The sequence below is a fragment of the Pseudomonas sp. B35(2017) genome (genome assembly GCF_002113645.1).
Classification (GTDB): Bacteria; Pseudomonadota; Gammaproteobacteria; order Pseudomonadales; family Pseudomonadaceae; genus Aquipseudomonas; species Aquipseudomonas ekonensis.
Window position 1 is genome coordinate 122,420 of sequence record NZ_NEIZ01000014.1, and the last position, 16,133, is coordinate 138,552.

13 protein-coding genes are annotated in these 16,133 nt (G+C 66.4%); 7 read left to right on the forward strand and 6 right to left on the reverse strand.

Features of this window, described 5'->3' with window-relative positions; genetic code table 11:
- From CAG41_RS21020 to CAG41_RS21045, 6 genes are all read left to right on the forward strand, one after another.
- Window positions 1–663 (forward strand): amino acid ABC transporter permease, encoded by a 663-nt coding sequence (locus CAG41_RS21020; protein WP_085632731.1) that lies wholly within the window; start codon window positions 1–3, stop codon window positions 661–663.
- Window positions 660–1,463 carry an amino acid ABC transporter ATP-binding protein gene (locus CAG41_RS21025; RefSeq protein WP_085640012.1) on the forward strand — a complete coding sequence of 268 codons (804 nt, stop codon included), beginning with the start codon at window positions 660–662 and terminating at the stop codon, window positions 1,461–1,463. The genes CAG41_RS21020 and CAG41_RS21025 overlap by 4 nt, the downstream gene beginning before the upstream one ends.
- A 31-nt stretch (window positions 1,464–1,494) precedes the next feature.
- The gene (locus tag CAG41_RS21030; RefSeq protein WP_039768794.1) at window positions 1,495–1,884 is read left to right on the forward strand and encodes a RidA family protein; all 390 of its coding nucleotides are present in this window, start codon (window positions 1,495–1,497) and stop codon (window positions 1,882–1,884) included.
- 127 nt (window positions 1,885–2,011) lie between these two features.
- Entirely contained in the window at window positions 2,012–2,776 is a 765-nt protein-coding gene (locus CAG41_RS21035; RefSeq protein ID WP_085582526.1) for an IclR family transcriptional regulator, read from the forward strand.
- A gap of 39 nt (window positions 2,777–2,815) precedes the next feature.
- A complete protein-coding gene (locus tag CAG41_RS21040; protein WP_085640009.1) occupies window positions 2,816–4,033 on the forward strand; it encodes an amino acid deaminase in 1,218 nt (405 codons plus the stop codon).
- Between the two features lie 160 nt (window positions 4,034–4,193).
- A complete protein-coding gene (locus tag CAG41_RS21045) occupies window positions 4,194–5,126 on the forward strand; it encodes a sugar kinase (protein ID WP_085707436.1) in 933 nt (310 codons plus the stop codon).
- 420 nt (window positions 5,127–5,546) lie between these two features.
- Here the strand turns inward: CAG41_RS21045 and CAG41_RS21050 are convergent, their stop codons facing one another.
- Both CAG41_RS21050 and CAG41_RS21055 read right to left on the reverse strand, forming a co-directional pair.
- Window positions 5,547–5,822: a peptidylprolyl isomerase gene (locus CAG41_RS21050; protein ID WP_003225447.1), complete on the reverse strand. Its 276-nt coding sequence runs from the start codon at window positions 5,820–5,822 to the stop codon at window positions 5,547–5,549.
- A 40-nt stretch (window positions 5,823–5,862) separates the two neighbouring features.
- A complete protein-coding gene (locus CAG41_RS21055) occupies window positions 5,863–8,403 on the reverse strand; it encodes a PAS domain-containing sensor histidine kinase (RefSeq protein ID WP_085707437.1) in 2,541 nt (846 codons plus the stop codon).
- Window positions 8,404–8,507: 104 nt separating this feature from the next.
- Between CAG41_RS21055 and CAG41_RS21060 the strand changes: the two genes are divergently transcribed.
- Window positions 8,508–9,617 (forward strand): PilT/PilU family type 4a pilus ATPase, encoded by a 1,110-nt coding sequence (locus CAG41_RS21060; protein ID WP_085694109.1) that lies wholly within the window; start codon window positions 8,508–8,510, stop codon window positions 9,615–9,617.
- 216 nt (window positions 9,618–9,833) lie between these two features.
- Here CAG41_RS21060 and CAG41_RS21065 read toward each other — a convergent pair whose 3' ends face one another.
- The 4 genes from CAG41_RS21065 to CAG41_RS21080 all read right to left on the reverse strand — a co-directional run bounded on the left by CAG41_RS21065 (window position 9,834) and on the right by CAG41_RS21080 (window position 16,047).
- Complete coding sequence (locus CAG41_RS21065) at window positions 9,834–11,789, reverse strand: acetoacetate--CoA ligase (RefSeq protein WP_085656488.1); 1,956 nt, start codon at window positions 11,787–11,789, stop codon at window positions 9,834–9,836.
- Between the two features lie 174 nt (window positions 11,790–11,963).
- Window positions 11,964–12,737 carry a 3-hydroxybutyrate dehydrogenase gene (gene hbdH, locus CAG41_RS21070; protein WP_085582538.1) on the reverse strand — a complete coding sequence of 258 codons (774 nt, stop codon included), beginning with the start codon at window positions 12,735–12,737 and terminating at the stop codon, window positions 11,964–11,966.
- A gap of 7 nt (window positions 12,738–12,744) precedes the next feature.
- On the reverse strand, window positions 12,745–14,136 hold the full coding sequence (locus CAG41_RS21075; protein WP_085582540.1) for a GntP family permease: 1,392 nt from the start codon (window positions 14,134–14,136) through the stop codon (window positions 12,745–12,747).
- A 495-nt stretch (window positions 14,137–14,631) separates the two neighbouring features.
- Complete coding sequence (locus tag CAG41_RS21080; RefSeq protein WP_085582542.1) at window positions 14,632–16,047, reverse strand: sigma-54-dependent Fis family transcriptional regulator; 1,416 nt, start codon at window positions 16,045–16,047, stop codon at window positions 14,632–14,634.
- Window positions 16,048–16,133: the final 86 nt, after the last annotated feature.

Here is a 16,133-nt window from a genome sequence, read left to right on the forward strand (position 1 = left end):
ATGTACGAATCCCAAGGTTGGTTGCATGAGTTGTGGGTGGCGCGCGAGCCGCTCTGGCAGGGCTTTGTCACCAGCGTGCAGGTGTCGGCGCTGGCGATCCTGCTCGGGACGCTGGTCGGCGTGGTCGCCGGTCTGATCCTGACCTACGGCCGCTTCTGGATGCGCGCTCCATTCCGTTTCTACGTCGACCTGATCCGCGGCACCCCGGTGTTCGTGCTGGTGCTGGCGTGCTTCTACATGGCGCCGGCGCTGGGCTGGCAGATCAGCGCGTTTCAGGCCGGTGCCCTGGGCCTGACGCTGTTCTGCGGCTCCCATGTCGCCGAAATCGTGCGCGGTGCGCTGCAGGCGTTGCCCCGCGGGCAGATGGAGGCGAGCAAGGCCATCGGCCTGACGTTCTACCAGGCGCTCGGCTATGTGCTGTTGCCCCAGGCGCTGCGCCAGATCCTGCCGACGTGGGTCAACTCGTCCACTGAGATCGTCAAGGCCTCGACCCTGCTGTCGGTGATCGGCGTGGCGGAGCTGCTGCTCAGCACCCAGCAGATCATCGCCCGCACGTTCATGACCCTGGAGTTCTACCTGTTCGCCGGATTTCTGTTCTTCGTCATCAACTACGGCATCGAATTGTTCGGCCGGTTCATTGAAAAGCGGGTGGCCTTGCCATGACTCAAGCTCAAGTTTCTTCACAGCCCCAGACCCAGACCCAACCTCTGCTGGACATCCGTGGCCTGCACAAGCAGTACGGCGCGGTGGAGGTGCTCAAGGGCGTCGACCTGAGCATGCAGCGCGGCAACGTGGTCACGCTGATCGGCTCCAGCGGCTCGGGCAAGACCACGCTGCTGCGCTGCGTGAACATGCTCGAAGAGTTCCAGGGCGGGCAGATCCTGCTCGACGGCGAGTCCATCGGCTACGACGAAGTCAACGGCAAGCGCGTGCGTCATGCGGAGAAGGTCATCGCCCGCCATCGTGCGATGACCGGCATGGCGTTCCAGCAGTTCAACCTGTTCCCGCACCTGACCGCGTTGCAGAACGTCACCCTCGGCTTGCTGAAGGTGAAGAAGATGCACAAGGACGAAGCCGTGGCGCTGGCCGAGAAATGGCTGGAGCGGGTCGGCCTGCTGCAGCGCCGCGACCACTTTCCCGGCCAGCTGTCCGGCGGCCAGCAGCAGCGCGTGGCGATCGCCCGGGCCATTGCGATGAACCCGAGCCTGATGCTGTTCGACGAAGTCACCTCGGCCCTCGACCCCGAACTGGTGGGCGAAGTGCTCAACGTGATCAAGGGCCTGGCCGAAGACGGCATGACCATGTTGCTGGTGACCCACGAAATGCGCTTTGCATTCGAGGTGTCGGACAAGATCGTTTTCATGAATCAGGGACGCATCGAAGAGCAGGGGCCGCCCAAGGAACTGTTCGAGCGTCCGCAGTCGCCGCGCTTGGCGGAATTCCTCAAGAGCACGCGGTTCTGACCTTTCACTTTTTCAATCAGGAGACACACCCATGAGCATCACCCGATACGGCACCGGCAGCACCGCGGCCGGCGGCCAGCCCCGTCCTTTCGCCCGCGCCGTTGAGGCCGACGGCTGGCTGCACGTGTCCGGCCAGGTGCCGGCGGTGGACGGCGAGATCATCGTCGGCGGCATCGTCGAGCAGACCCACCAGACCATGAAGAACCTGATCGCGATCCTCGAAGAAGCCGGTTACGGCCTGGAGGACGTGGTGCGTGCCGGCGTGTGGCTGGACGATCCGCGGGACTTCACCAGTTTCAACAAGGTGTTCGGCGAGTACTTCAAGCCCGAGCACGCCCCGGCGCGGGCGTGCGTGCAGGCGAGCATGATGGTCGACTGCAAGGTCGAGATCGATTGCATCGCCTACAAGAAGAAGGCCTGAAGCGGGGTGGCTCTATCGCCAGTGGTATGCGTTCTCCTGTGGGAGCCAGCCTGCTGGCGATGGCGGCCTACCGGTCAGCCTGGCACTCTCGGTACACTCCCGGCACTGTGAATGGGAACCTGAAGACATGACCGAAGACACCATCAAACGCCGGGCCCGGGGACTGGACCGGGCGTTCGACATTCTCGATTTCCTCAAGGAGATCGGCCAGCCGCTGCGCCCCAACGATATCGCCAACGGCATCGGCAGCCCGAAATCCACGGTCTACGAACTGGTGGCGTCGCTGCTGGAGCGGCGGATCCTGGAGCCGGTGGGCAAGGACGGTCACGTCTATCTGGGCCGTCAGCTGTACTTTCTCGGCCAGGCGCACCTGCGGCATTTCGACCTCAGCCGCGAGGCCGACCACGCCTTGCAGGAAATCGTCAGCCAGACCCGGGAAACCGCGCAGATGTGCCTGCTCAACGGGCGCAAGTACACGGTGGCGCTGATGAAGGAGGGCGAGCGGCACTTTCGCATTTCCTCCGATATCGGCGAAAACGCGCCGATCCCGTGGACCGCGTCCGGGCGCCTGCTGCTGGCGCACCTGAGCGACCAGCAAATCATTGATCTGATCGACCCCGACGACTTCATCCTGCCGGACGGCAAACGCCTGCCGCTGGAGACGTTCCTGGGGGAAATTCGTCAGGCCGGCATCGACGGGTTCTTTTCCTTCGACAGTGTCGCCGACACGTTCACCCACTGCTTCGCCGCGCCGGTCAAAGACCCCGCTGGCGTGGCCATCTGCACCTTGTGCATCGTCGCCCCGCGCGCCGACGCCAAGAACAACTACAACGACTATCGCCGGGTCTTGATCGAGAGCGCCAACAGCCTCGCCCGGCGCATCAACGACTGACCGCGCCCGCCGGCGGGCGCGACTGTGAGGAGTTCGACCATGACGACCGTGAACACTACCGCTGCCGTGGAGAAGGGCGATGCCGCCGTCGGCGCCCACCTGGTGCGCGATGTCAGCCTGCCGGCGCTGGTGCTGCACCGCGCGGCGCTGGAGCACAACATCCGCTGGATGCAGACGTTCGTCAGCGACAGCGGCGCGGAACTGGCGCCCCACGGCAAGACCAGCATGACGCCTGCGCTGTTCCGCCGTCAGCTCGACGCCGGCGCCTGGGGCATCACCCTGGCCAGCGCCACCCAGACCCGCGCCGCCTACGCCCACGGCGTGCGCCGGGTGCTGATGGCCAACCAATTGGTCGGCACGCCGAACATGGCGCTGATCGCCGATCTGCTGGCCGATCCTGGCTTTGACTTCTACTGCATGGTCGATCACCCGGACAACGTCGCCGATCTGGGCGCGTACTTCGCCTCCCGAGGCGTTCGGCTGAACGTGATGATCGAGTACGGCGTGGTCGGCGGCCGCTGCGGTTGCCGCAGCGAGCAGGAAGTCATCGCACTGGCCGAAGCCATCGCCGCGCAACCGGCCCTGGCCCTGACCGGCATCGAAGGCTATGAGGGCGTTATCCATGGCGATCATGCCGTCAGCGGCATCCGCGAATTCGCCGCGTCGCTGGTGCGCCTGGCGGTGCAGTTGCAGGACAGCGGCGCGTTCGCCGTCGCCAAGCCGATCATCACGGCGTCGGGGTCGGCGTGGTACGACCTGATCGCCGAGTCCTTCGAGGCGCAGAACGCCGCCGGGCGCTTCCTCAGCGTGTTGCGTCCGGGCAGCTACGTGGCCCACGACCACGGCATCTACAAGGAAGCGCAGTGCTGCGTGCTCGACCGGCGCAGCGACCTGCACGAAGGGCTGCGCCCGGCCCTGGAGGTCTGGGCCCATGTGCAGTCGTTGCCGGAGCCGGGGTTCGCGGTGGTCGCCCTGGGCAAGCGCGACGTGGCCTTCGACGCCGGGCTGCCGGTGCCGCTGCTGCGCTACAAGGCCGGGGTGCTGCCGGCGGTGGGGGATGACGTCGGCGCATGCAAAGTGACGGCGGTGATGGACCAACATGCGTTCATGACCGTGGCGCCGGGGGTGGAACTGCGGGTCGGCGACATCATTTCGTTCGGCACCTCGCACCCGTGCCTGACCTTCGACAAATGGCGGGTGGGGTTGCTGGTGGATGAGCGGCTGACGGTGATCGAGACGATGGGCACCTGCTTCTGAGACCTCAGCCGGCACCGCGCCCGGTGGCGTTTGCACCGACGCCATCGCCGGCAGGCCGGCTTCCACAGGGACATGTGTTCGACACAGTTCCAATGTGGGAGCCAGCCTGCTGGCGATGGCGGCCGACAGAACACCCTTGAACTGCCAGGACTCCATTCAGATGACCACTCTCAGCCCCCTGGGCCCCCACCTCCCGCGCATCGCCCTGATCGGCGAATGCATGATCGAACTTCAGCAGCGCGCCGACGGCAGCCTGCAGCAAAGCTTCGGCGGCGACACCCTCAACACCGCCGTCTACCTGTCGCGGGCCATGGGCGACCGGGCCCGGGTCGATTACGTCACGGCCCTGGGCGACGACAGCTTCAGCGACGAGATGTGCCGCCGCTGGGCCGACGAAGGCATCGGCCTGGACTGGGTGCAGCGCTTGCCCGGTCGGCTGCCGGGCCTGTACTGCATCCAGACCGACGCCGCCGGCGAGCGGCGCTTCCTGTACTGGCGCAACGAAGCGGCCGTGCGCGACTGCTTCACCCTGCCGAACGGCGCCGCGACGCTGGCGGCCTTGCCGGACTACGACGTGCTGTATTTCAGCGGCATCACCCTGGCGGTGCTGGGCGCGCAAGGGCGGGAACGCTTGATCGAGGTGTTGGCCGAAGCCCGCCAGCGCGACACCCGCGTCGTCTTCGACAACAACTACCGGCCCCGTCTGTGGGCTTCGCGGGAGGCAGCGCAGGCGGCCTACCGCAGCGTGTTGCCCTATGTGGACCTGGCGTTGCTGACGGTGGAGGATGAAGAGGCGCTGTTCGGGTTCGCCGATTGCGACGCGGTGTTCGAGGCCTACACGCAGATCGGCACGCCGGAAGTGGTGCTCAAGCGCGGCGCCGAGGCGTGCCTGATCCGCTGCGACGGGGAAGCGTTCGAAGTGCCGGCGCAGAAAGTCGAGAAGGTGATCGACACCACGGCGGCGGGGGACTCGTTCAGCGCGGCTTACCTGGCCAGCCGCCTGTCAGGCGCCAGCCCGGCGGACGCCGCCGAGGCAGGGCACCGGCTGGCGAGCCAGGTGATCCAGGTGCCGGGTGCGCTGATCCCGAGGTGAAACCGGCCGTCCGCAAACCCAGCGAACACCTGAGAACCCTGTGGGAGCTGGCTTGCCAGCGATGAGGCCGGCACATCCAGATTCGGTGTCGCCTGACCGGACGCCATCGCGGGCAAGCCCGCTCCCACAGGTATTGTGGCTGTCCGCAAGGCCTGGGAACGACTGAGAACCCTGTGGGAGCTGGCTTGCCAGCGATGAGGCCGGCACATCTAGCCTCGGTGTCGCCTGACCGGACGCCATCGCGGGCAAGCCCGCTCCCACAGGTATTGTGGTTGTTCGCAAGGTCGGCGAACGCCGGAGATTCTTGTGGGAGCTGGCTCGCCAGCGATGAGGCCGGCACATCCAGATTCGGTGTCGCCTGACCGGACGCATCGCCAGCAGGCTGGCGATGGCGGCGGCCGGGGCGCCGCGGGGCAGGGTTCAGTCGCGGAAGAACACCTGCACCAGGTGATAGCCGAACTTGCTCTTGATCGGCCCGTGCACGGTGCGCAGCGGCTTCTTGAAGATCACCGCATCGATGGCGCCGACCATCTGCCCCGGCCGCACTTCGCCCAGGTCGCCGCCGCGCTTGCCGGACGGGCAGGTCGAGTATTTCTTGGCCAGCACGTCGAAGGCTTCGCCCTTGGCGATGCGTTGCTTGAGCTGTTCGGCCTCTTCGGCGGTCTTCACCAGAATGTGGCGGGCTTGGGCTTTCATGATGCGGTACCTGATTGCGGGGCGCGGATTATGCCTCAACTCACGGGTTTTGGCTGAGCATCGTGCGGATCTTGGCCGCCAGCGCCTCGATGGAAAACGGCTTGGCCACCATGTCCATGCCGTCTTCCAGGAATCCTTGGCGTTCGGCGGCGTTCTGCGCATAACCGGTCATGAACAGCACCTTGAGCCCCGGCCGGTGCTGGCGGGCGATTTCCGCCAGTTGCCGGCCGTTCATGCCCGGCAGGCCGACGTCGGTCACCAACAGGTCCACCCGCTGGCCGGACTCGAACAGCGGCAGGGCGCTTTTCGCGTCTTCGGCCTCGAAGGCGCGGTAGCCCAGTTCCCTGAGCAGATCGAGCACCAGCATGCGCACCGCCGGATCGTCCTCGACCACCACCACGCTCTCGCCGGTCGCCGCGGCGGGGGGCTGGTTGACCGGTTCGGCCGCCGGCCGCTCGGGCTCCAGCGCATGCAGGCGCGGCAGGTAAAGCCGCACGCAGGTGCCGCGGCCCGGCAGGCTGTCGAGGCTGACGTGCCCGCCGGACTGCTGGGCGAAGCCGTAGATCATCGACAGCCCCAGGCCGGTGCCTTGGCCGATGGGTTTGGTGGTGAAGAACGGGTCGAAGGCCTTGGAGCGCACCGACGGCGTCATGCCGGTGCCGTTGTCGCTGACGGCGAGCATCACGTAGTCGCCGGCCCTGACCGGTTCCAGGGTGGTGATGTCGCTGCCGTCGAGGTAGACGTTGGCGGTCTCGATCAGCAGTTCGCCGCCCTCGGGCATGGCGTCGCGGGCGTTGATCACCAGGTTGAGCACGGCGTTTTCCAGCTGGCTGACGTCGGTGCTGACTAGCCACACGCCGGCTCCCAGGCGCAGGGTGAGTTCGATCGGGTCGCCCTTGGTGCGGCGGATCAGATCCTCCAGCGAGTGGATCAGCTCGTTGACGTCCAGGGTCTTGCGGTCCAGCGACTGGCGCCGGGAAAACGCCAGCAGCCGGTGGGTGAGGGCGGCGGCGCGGTTGGCCGACGACACGGCGGCCTCGGTGAACCGGCCGATCTCGTCGGTGCGGCCGCTGGCGATGTAGCGCTGCATCAGGTCGAGGCTGCCGATGATGCCGGTGAGCATGTTGTTGAAGTCGTGGGCGATGCCGCCGGTCAACTGGCCGACGGCCTCCATTTTCTGGGCGTGGCGCAGGGCGTCTTCAGCGCGTTCGCGTTCGAACATCTCGTTCTGCAGGCGCTGGTTGGCCTGGGCCAGTTGCTTGGTGCGGGCCGCGACGCGTTCCTCCAGCGTTTCGTTGAGGTCGCGCAGAGCCTCTTCGGTCTTTTTGCGTTCGGTCTCGTCGATCACGAAGATGTAGAAGCCGTTGACCGCGCCGTCCGGCCCGTGGCGCGGCAAGTAGTTCATCAGCGCATGGCGCAGGCTGCCGTCGCGGTGCGGCGAGTACAGGCTGAAGGAACAGGGGCGCCCGGCCAGCGCTTCGGCGATGTAGGGCTTGCGCGGAAAGTAGCCCTCGTCGCCGAGCACGTCGCGGATGGTGCGGCCGTACAGCTCCTGGGGCGTGAGGCCGTACCAGTCCAGGTACGCGGCGTTGTTCAGGCGAAAGCGCTCTTCGCGGTCCACATAGCTGATCAGGATCGGCATCGCGTTGATGATCAGCTGCAGCTCGGTCTGGCTCTGGCGCAGCGCCTGTTCGGTGAGCTTGCGCTCGGTCAGGTCCAGCGCCGCGCCGAGGAAGCGCACGGGCCGGCCGTGGTGATCCTTGTAGCAGCGCCCCCGGGCGAACACCCAGCGCACCTCGCCGTTGGCTTGCTGCAGGCGGTATTCCTCGGCGTATTCGGTGCCGTGGGTGATGCAGTGCTTGATGCTGCGGGCGATCAGCGCGCGGTCTTCGGGGTGCACGCCGTGCAGGTATTCGCTGATCGGCAGGCGGTTGGCCAGCGCCGGATCGACGCCGTGCAACTGGGCGAAATGCGCATCGGCGATGAAGCGGTCCTCACCGATGTCCCAGTCCCAGGTGCCGACCGCGTCGGTGGCGGCCAGCGCCAGTTGCAGGCGTTCTTCGGTTTCGCGCTGGGCCTTGAGGCTGTCTTCGGAACGCTGCTTGAGCTCCTGGGCCATGCGCCGGCGCTCGTTGGTCTCGATGGCCGTGACCAGAATCCCGGCGACCTGGGCGCTTTCGTCGCGGATCGGGCTGTAGGTCAGGTCCAGCCAGAAGTCGGATTCCCGACCGTCCCGCTGCGGCAGGGTGAAACGCTGCTCGTGGTAGGTGCGCACCTGGCCCTGTAGGACGGCGCTGTAGATCGGGTCAGTGAAGTCGCGAAATTCCGGCCATATGTCGTGCGTCGGCTGTCCGAAAGCGCGCGGGTGATTGCTGCCGGCCAGCAGGGCGAAGCCGTTGTTGTAGATCTGCGTCAGGTGCGGCCCCCACAGCAACAGCATCGGCATCGGCGAGTGGATCACGATGTCCACCGCCGTGCGCAGGCTCTGCGGCCAGGTGCCGGCGGCGCCCAGCGGCGTGCGGCTCCAGTCGGTGCAGGCGATCAGCGCCTGGGCGTCATCGGTGGCGGGTACAGCGTTCATCGGTCGGGTCCTGATCATCGGTCAGCGGGCCGGCGTCGACTATCCTGATGCGGTAGTCGCCTGCCTCTGCGGGTTCATTGAAAACTTTGCGGGTGCTTTTTGCCATGGAAATCGACGCACTGTTGAAACAACTGGCCAGCCGCCACGGTTCGGATCTGTTCCTCTCCACGGGCGCGCCGCCCAGCGCACGGTTCGACGGGGTGCTGACGGCGCTGGACGCCGGGCCGTTCAAGCCCGGCGAGGTGGCCGCCATCGCCGCTTCACTGATGGACGCCGAACAGCGCCGGGAGTTCGACCGCGAGCTGGAAATGAACCTGGCGATTTCCCGCACGGGCATCGGGCGTTTCCGGGTGAACATCTTCAAGCAGCGCAACGATGTATCGGTGGTGATCCGCAACGTCAAGCTCGACATCCCGCGCTTCGAGGACCTGAAGCTGCCGCCGGTGCTGCTCGACTCGGTGATGCTCAAGCAGGGGCTGATCCTGGTCGTCGGCGCCACGGACTCGGGCAAGTCCACGTCGCTGGCGGCGCTGGTCGACCACCGTAACCGCCACAGCAGCGGGCACATCGTCACCATCGAGGATCCGGTGGAGTACATCCACCGGCACAAGCGTTCGATCATCAATCAGCGTGAGGTCGGGGTCGACACCCGCAGTTTCCATGCGGCGCTGAAGAACACCCTGCGCCAGGCCCCGGACGTGGTGCTGATCGGCGAGATCCGCGACCGCGAGACCATGGAGCATGCGCTGGCCTTCGCCGAGACCGGGCATCTGGTGCTGTCGACGCTGCACGCCAACAACGCCAACCAGGCGCTGGAGCGGATCATCAATTTCTTCCCCGAAGAGCGGCGTCCGCAATTGCTGCACGCCTTGGGCAATCACCTCAAGGCGTTCGTGTCCCAGCGCCTGGTGCGCACCCGCGACGGCCAGCGGCGGGCGGCGGTGGAGGTGATGCTGGGCACGCCGACCGTCGGCGACCTGATCCGCCGCGGCGAGTTCGTGGAATTGAAGGCCATCATGGAAAAGTCCACGGAACTGGGCATGCAGACCTTCGACGGCGCACTGTTCGACTTGGTGGCCGAAGGCGTGATCGACGAAGAACAGGCGCTGAAGAACGCCGATTCGGTGAACAACCTGCGCCTGCGCCTGAAGCTGCATGCCGACACCTTGCCGCCGCCGGCGGGCGCGGCCGGGGATTGGGGGCTGATGGACTGATCCTCGCTGGGCGCGCCTGTCCTGAACCTGCGGTGCCTTGACTGACGCCATCGCCAGCAGGCTGGCTCCCACAGAAAATTTGGGTGGATGCAGAATCTGCGGCCACCGCAAAGACCTGTGGGAGTGAGCCTGCTCGCGATAGCGGTGCATCAGTCATATCCAGGCAGACCGACAGGACGCCATCGCCAGCAGGCTCGTTCCCGCAGGGGAGCGGGCTCAGGCCTGAAGCTCAGGCCGGTCGCGAAACTGCTCCAGCGCCTCGGGGTTGGCCAGGGCATCGGTGTTCTTCACCGGCTCCCCGTGCACCACGTTGCGCACGGCCAGTTCCACCACCTTGCCGCTGAGGGTGCGCGGGATGTCGGTGACCGCGACGATCCTGGCGGGCACATGGCGCGGCGTGGTGTTGGCGCGGATCACCTGGCGGATCTGCTGCTGCAGCGCTTCGTCGAGTTCGATACCGTCCTGGAGGCGCACGAACAGCACCACCCGCACATCGTCCTGCCAGTGCTGGCCGATGGCGACGCTGTCCAGCACTTGAGGCACTTTTTCCACCTGTCGGTAGATTTCGGCGGTGCCGATGCGCACGCCGCCGGGGTTGAGCACCGCGTCGGAGCGGCCATGGATCAGCATGCCGCCGTGGGGCCGCTCCTCGGCGTAGTCACCCTGGGCCCAGACGCCCGGGAACAAACTGAAATACGACTTGCGCAGCTTTTCGCCGTCCGGGTCGTTCCACAGCCCGATGGGCATGGCGGGGAAGTGCCGGGTGCACACCAGCTCGCCCTTTTCGCCGATCACCGGTTGGCCGGCGTCGTTCCAGACCTCCACGGCCATGCCCAGGCTCTTGCCCATGATCTCGCCGCGGCGCACCGCCGACAGCGGGTTGGCGTTGACGAAGCAGGAGACGATGTCGGTGCCGCCGGACATCGAGGCCAGGCACACGTCCGTCTTGAAGTCGCGGTAGACGTAATCGTAGCTCTGCGGCGACAGCGCAGACCCTGTGCACAGCAAGGTCTTGAGGCTGCCCAGGTCGTGGCTTTGGCGAGGTTTGACGCCGCTGCTTTCCAGGGTCGCGAGGAACTTGGGGCTGGTGCCGAACACGCTGATGCGCTCGGCGTCGATCAGGTCCAGCAGCCGTTCGTTGGCCGGATGGAACGGCGAGCCGTCGTACAGCACCACGGCGCTGCCGACCGCCAGGGCCGACACCAGCCAGTTCCACATCATCCAGCCGCAGGTGGTGTAGTAGAACAAGCGGTCGGCGGGGCCGAGGCCAACGTGCAGGCCATGCTCCTTGACGTGTTGCAGCAGCACGCCGCCGGTGCTGTGGATGATGCATTTCGGCACGCCGGTGGTGCCGCTGGAATACAGCACGTACAGCGGATGGTTGAACGGCACCGGCACGAACTGCGGTTCGCCGCCGGGACGGTAGAAGTCGCCCCACAGCGCCACGTCGGCCTCGGTGCGGTACACCCCGGTGTCGCTCTGGGCTTCGGGGCCGGGCACGATGATCAGCTGTTGCAGCGACGGCAACTGCGCCAGGATCTCGTTGATCTTGACGGTCTGGTCGACGGTCTTGCCGGCGTAGCGGTAACCGGCGCAGATGATCAACGCTTTCGGTTCGATCTGGCCGAAGCGGTCGATCACCCCGTGGGTGCCGAAGTCCGGCGAGGAGCACGACCAGATGGCGCCGAGGCCGGTGGTCGCGAGCATCGCCACCAAGGTCTGCCAAGTATTGGGCATGCACGCGGCCACGCGGTCGCCGAAGCCGATGCCGGCGGCTTGCAGGCCGGCCTGGAAACCGGCGACCTGGCGGGCCAGTTCCGCCCAGCTCAATTGTTCGCGCCGACCGTCTTCAGCCACGGCCACCACCGCCACGGCCTCGTCGCGGCGGCGCAGCAGGTGTTCGGCGAAGTTCAGGGTGGCGCCGGGAAACCATTCGGCGCTGGGCATCTGCGGGCCTTCGCGCAGAACCGCCTCGGGCGGCGTGCGGAAGCGGATGTCGAAGAAATCGACGATGGCCTGCCAGAACGCCTCGCGCTGCCCGACGCTCCAGGCATGCAAGGCCGGGTAGTCGGCCAGGGTCAGGTGATGGCGTTGCTCGACGAAGCGCCGGAAGGCGTCCATGGGCGAATCGGCGATGCGCCGGGCGTCGGGTTGCCAGAGGATGTCGGACATGGGTTGCCTCTTCTTATCGTATGCACACAAAACTGAGTGGACTCACCGCTCCACCGGTGGGAGCGAATGTCTTGCCCCGGCCCTGCGGCGCCATCACTGACGCCATCGCCAGCAGGCTGGCTCCCACCCTTTGAGCGGCGCCCTCAAACCAGGGTGGGAGCGGGGCCGTGGCGGCTACTGCGCCAACCACCCGCCATCGATGTTCCACGCCGCGCCGCGCACCTGGCTGCCGGCCTCACTGCACAGGAACAGCACCAGCTCACCCAGGTGTTCCGGCGTCACGAACGCCAGCGACGGCTGCTTCTCGGCCAGCAAGTCGTGCTGCGCCTGCTGCGGATCGACGCCTTTGGCCGCCCGGTCGTCGATCTGCTTCTGCACCAGCGGCGTCAGCACCCAGCCGGGGCAGATCGCGTTGCAGGTGACGTTGCTGGCGGCGGTCTCCAGGCCGACCACCTTGGTCAGGCCGATGACCCCGTGCTTGGCCGCCACATACGCGGCCTTTCCGGTGGAGCCCACCAGGCCGTGCACCGAAGCGATGTTGATGATGCGGCCCCAGCCCTTGCCGCGCATGCCCGGCAGGCTCAGGCGGGTGCTGTGAAACACCGAGGACAGGTTGATGGCGATGATCGAGTCCCAGCGCTCCACCGGGAAATCTTCGACGGCGGACACGTGCTGGATCCCGGCGTTGTTCACCAGGATGTCGACGCCGCCGAATTCGCGCTCGGCGTAGGCGACCATGTCGGCGATCTGCGCCGGGTCGCTGACGTCGGCCGGGTGATGGCCGACCTTGCCGCCGTGCCGCCCGATTTCCGCGACCGCCGCTTGGGCGTCGCCGAAGCCGTTGAGGATCAGGTCGGCGCCTGCCTTGGCCAGCACGTGGGCGATGCCCAGGCCGATGCCGCTGGTGGAGCCGGTGACCAGAGCGGTCTTGCCCGAAAGAGTCGTCATGAATACCTCACACAATGCCGGTGGCGTAGAAAGTGCCGATCACCACGAAGACCGCCAGGGTCTTGATCAGCGTAATACAGAAAATGTCCTTGTAGGCTTCGCGGTGGGTCAGCCCGGTGACCGCCAGCAGGGTGATGACGGCGCCGTTGTGCGGCAGGGTGTCCATGCCGCCGCTGGCCATGGCGGCCACCCGGTGCAGCACCTCCAGCGGAATGTTCGCCGCGTGGGCGGCGTTGATGAACTGCTCGGACATCGCCGCCAGCGCGATGCTCATGCCGCCCGATGCGGAGCCGGTGATGCCGGCCAGCAAGGTGACGGTGATGGCCTCGTTGACCAGCGGGTTGGGAATGCCCTTGAGCCAGTCGGCCAGCACCAGGAACCCCGGCAGCGACGCGATCACCGCACCGAAACCGTATTCCGACGCCGTGTTCATCGCCGCCAGCAAGGCGCCGCTGACCGCGCTCTTGCTGCCTTCGGCAAGCTTGCTGCGGATCGCCCCGAAGCCGAACGCCAACACCATCAGGATGCCCACCAGCAACGCCGCCTGCACCGCCCAGATGGCCGTGAGCTTGGCGATGTCTGTGGTCACCGGCGCAGCCATGCCCGGCAGCGCCAGGCTGTGGGTCTTGCCGTACCACTGGGGGATCCACTGGGTGAACAGCAGGTTCATCACGCCCACCGCCAGCAGCGGCGACAGCGCCAGCCACGGGTTCGGCAGCGTGAGGTCGTCGGCGGTGTCCGGCTCGTTGCGCAGTTCGCTGCCGTAGCCTTCGCCGGCCTTTTGCGCCTTGTGGCGCTGGCGCTGGAGGAACAGCATGCCGGCGCAGAACACGAACACCGTGCCGATCACACCGAGCCAGGGCGCGGCCCACGCGGTGGTGTTGAAGAAGGTGCTGGGGATGATGTTCTGGATCTGCGGCGTGCCGGGCAGGGCGTCCATGGTGAAGGAGAACGCACCCAGGGCGATGGTCGCCGGGATCAGGCGCTTGGGGATGTCGCTCTGGCGGAACATCTCGGCCGCGAACGGATACACCGCGAACACCACCACGAACAGCGACACGCCGCCGTAGGTGAGCAGGGCGCACACCAGCACGATCACCAGCATCGCCTGGCGGGTGCCGAGCAGACGGATCGCCGCCGCGACGATGGAGCGCGAGAAGCCGGACAGTTCGATCAGCTTGCCGAACACGGCGCCGAGCAGGAACACGGGAAAGTAGAGTTTGATGAAGCCGACCATCTTCTCCATGAACACGCCGGTGAAGGCGGGCGCGACGGCGGACGGGTCGGTGAGCAGGACAGCGCCGAGGGCGGCGATGGGGGCGAACAGGATGACGCTGTAGCCTCGGTAAGCGGCCAGCATCAGCAGCGCAAGCGCCGCCAGGGCAATGATCACACTCATGGTGTGTCTCCAGGGATTGTTATTTTTGTGGGTGGTGCGGGTACGCAGAGGCTGTTAGCGAGTTCTGTGCCAACACGTTAAGTCATTGAAATATAAGGAATTGATTCTGGCTTTATGGGGATGTGAGGGTTTTTTGTCTCTGTTTGGAGATTTCTGGTGGTTGGAAGGGCCCCATCGCCAGCAGGCTGGCTCCCACAGAGGACTCGGTTGAATGCAGAACCTGTGTTCACCCCAGAACCCTGTGGAGCCAGCCAATAGCCCCAGTCAAATCACCAAAGAATCCTGTGGGAGCCAGCCTGCTGGCGATAGCCCCAGTCGAATCACCATAGAACCCTGTAGGAGCCAGCCTGCTGGCGATATCGCCAGCCAAATCACCACAGAACCGGGTCAGCCCCGGTTCCTGGGTCCGACAAAAATCCCTGCGGGAGTTGCGGTGCGACGACTCGACTTGCCTGCGATGCTTTTGCGCTTCTCTATCAAGAGACACAAGTCTCTCTAGTGAGACTCGGCAATCCCCAACGCCACCATTTTCTTGTACAGCGTCGACCGCCCCAGCCCCAGCCGCTGCGCCGCCTCGACCACCTTGCCCCCGCATTGCGCGAGGGTGGCCTGGATCAGCTGCCGGTCAAACCGCTCGCGGGCCTGGCTGAAGGTCTCGTGGGTCAGCGGCTCAGGCACCGGAGACGGCCCGCGCTCGACCGGCACAAACGTGCCGATCGCCGCCCGGATGTCATCGGCCGTGAGCACCAGGGCGTCGCTGAGCAGCGCCGCCCGTTCCAGCACGTTGCGCAGTTCGCGGATGTTGCCCGGCCAGGCGTGCTGCCCCAGCAGCTCCAGCGCCTGGCGGTCGAGTTCGTGCTGGCTGCGCAGGTCTTCCAGGATCGCCTCGCTGAGCGCCGGCAAGTCGTCGAGGCGCTCGCGCAACGGCGGGACATGGATCGGCAGCACGTTGAGGCGGTAATAAAGGTCGGCCCGGAACTCGCCGCGCTTGATCGCCGCCTCCAGGTCGGTGGACGTGGCGGCGATCACCCGCACATCGCTCTGGATCACGTCGTTGGAGCCGACCGGCTCGAACTCCTTTTCCTGCAGCACCCGCAGCAGCTTGCTTTGCAGCGGCAGCGGCATGTCGCCGATCTCGTCGAGGAACAGCGTGCCGCCCTGGGCGATCTGCAATTTGCCGGTGCGGCCCTTGCGGTCGGCGCCGGTGAACGCGCCGGGGGCGGTGCCGAAGAACTCCGCCTCCAGCAGCGCCTCCGGGATCGCCGCGCTGTTGATGCTGACGAACGCCTTGTGCGCCCGGGGCGAGGCGCTGTGGATCGCCTGGGCCAGCAGCTCCTTGCCGGAGCCGGTTTCGCCCAGCAGCAGGACGGGCGATTCGGCGCTGGCGCTGCGCCGGGCCCGCCGTTTGACTTCCAGGCTGGCGGCGCTGGTGCCGATGAAGTGGGCGAAGTTGTATTTGGTCTGGCGTGCCCGCAGCAGCGAGCGGGTCGAGGCCAACTCCTCCTGCAGGCTCAGGTAGCGCTTGAGCATCGGCGACAGGCTGCGCAACTCGTCGAACAGGGCGAAGCCGATGGCGCCGATCACCGCGCCGGCGTTGTCGTGGATCGGCAGGCGCATCACCACCAGGGGCTCCTTGGGCGTGTCCTGCATGTCCAGCAGGATCGGCCGCCCGGTGCGCACCACCTCGCGCAGCAGGCTGCCGGGGATCACGCTCTCGCAGGGCTTGCCGATGGCGCCGGCGGCGGACGCCAGGCCGAAGCGGCGGGCATAGCGCTCGTTCATCCAGACGATGTTGGCGTCGCGGTCGACGATCACCGTGCCTTCGCTGGACTGCTCGATGATCTCGAACAGCGAGCGGATCGCCAGGGAGCGCACCCGTTGGTAGTCCTTGAGGTTTTCGCTGGTGTTCATGGGGCGGATCCTGAATGTGTGTGGCCGCAGCGGCCCCGCACCCCCAGGCGCAGTGAAGCACTCTGTGGGAGCGAGCCTGCTCGCGA

Coding starts and splice junctions, on each gene's coding strand:
- CAG41_RS21020 (WP_085632731.1), top strand. CDS start 1: ATGTACGAATCCCAAGGTTGGTTGCATGAGTTGTGGGTGGCGCGCGAG.
- CAG41_RS21025 (WP_085640012.1), top strand. CDS start 660: ATGACTCAAGCTCAAGTTTCTTCACAGCCCCAGACCCAGACCCAACCT.
- CAG41_RS21030 (WP_039768794.1), top strand. CDS start 1,495: ATGAGCATCACCCGATACGGCACCGGCAGCACCGCGGCCGGCGGCCAG.
- CAG41_RS21035 (WP_085582526.1), top strand. CDS start 2,012: ATGACCGAAGACACCATCAAACGCCGGGCCCGGGGACTGGACCGGGCG.
- CAG41_RS21040 (WP_085640009.1), top strand. CDS start 2,816: ATGACGACCGTGAACACTACCGCTGCCGTGGAGAAGGGCGATGCCGCC.
- CAG41_RS21045 (WP_085707436.1), top strand. CDS start 4,194: ATGACCACTCTCAGCCCCCTGGGCCCCCACCTCCCGCGCATCGCCCTG.
- CAG41_RS21050 (WP_003225447.1), bottom strand. CDS start 5,822: ATGAAAGCCCAAGCCCGCCACATTCTGGTGAAGACCGCCGAAGAGGCC.
- CAG41_RS21055 (WP_085707437.1), bottom strand. CDS start 8,403: ATGAACGCTGTACCCGCCACCGATGACGCCCAGGCGCTGATCGCCTGC.
- CAG41_RS21060 (WP_085694109.1), top strand. CDS start 8,508: ATGGAAATCGACGCACTGTTGAAACAACTGGCCAGCCGCCACGGTTCG.
- CAG41_RS21065 (WP_085656488.1), bottom strand. CDS start 11,789: ATGTCCGACATCCTCTGGCAACCCGACGCCCGGCGCATCGCCGATTCG.
- hbdH (WP_085582538.1), bottom strand. CDS start 12,737: ATGACGACTCTTTCGGGCAAGACCGCTCTGGTCACCGGCTCCACCAGC.
- CAG41_RS21075 (WP_085582540.1), bottom strand. CDS start 14,136: ATGAGTGTGATCATTGCCCTGGCGGCGCTTGCGCTGCTGATGCTGGCC.
- CAG41_RS21080 (WP_085582542.1), bottom strand. CDS start 16,047: ATGAACACCAGCGAAAACCTCAAGGACTACCAACGGGTGCGCTCCCTG.